This window comes from Cecembia lonarensis LW9 (assembly GCF_000298295.1).
In the GTDB taxonomy this organism is placed as follows: Bacteria; Bacteroidota; Bacteroidia; order Cytophagales; family Cyclobacteriaceae; genus Cecembia; species Cecembia lonarensis.
Map to the genome: position 1 here is coordinate 1 of NZ_AMGM01000320.1, position 604 is coordinate 604.

1 protein-coding gene is annotated in these 604 nt (G+C 55.3%); it reads right to left on the reverse strand.

Annotated elements, in window-relative coordinates; all coding sequences use genetic code 11:
- Positions 1-604: MFS transporter (locus tag B879_RS24290; protein ID WP_040401667.1), on the reverse strand; the 604-nt coding region annotated here is incomplete at both ends.

The following is a 604-nucleotide window of genomic DNA, read 5'->3' on the forward strand; positions in this document are numbered from 1 at the left end:
GCGCCAATGATGATGATTCCCAGCATGGTATTGCGGGTGAGCTCCAGTTGACTGGTGCCGTATGACAGCAGATACACGGAGTAGATGTATCCGATGGCTGGTGCGGCAATCGAAATCGCTCCAGCCAACAAAACTGTCCACAAATGTTCCCGAAAGAGCAGTCCCAGCGGATTGCGCGCAACGTTCTCTTCTTTACGGGCAGTTTCGAATACCGGTGATTCCTCAATGCTGTACCGAATGTAGAGAGCGACGCCAACCAATGCACCACTGAGTAGGAAGGGAATCCGCCATCCCCAGGCGTTGAACATTTCCGGACTCGTCATATTGGCGACAACGACGAAGACTAGATTTGCGGCAATGATACCGATCGGCAGACCCATTTGGGGGAACGCCCCATAGAGTGCGCGCTTGTTCTTCGGGGAGTACTCCACAGCCATCAGGACTGCGCCTCCCCATTCCCCACCGACGCCCAAACCCTGCACGAATCGAAGGGTCACCAGGAGTATGGGCGCCCAAATGCCTATTGCCGCGTGATTAGGCAGCAAGCCGATGGCAACTGTTGCTCCGCCCATCATCAGCATCGAAAGCAAGAGCATCTGCCTGC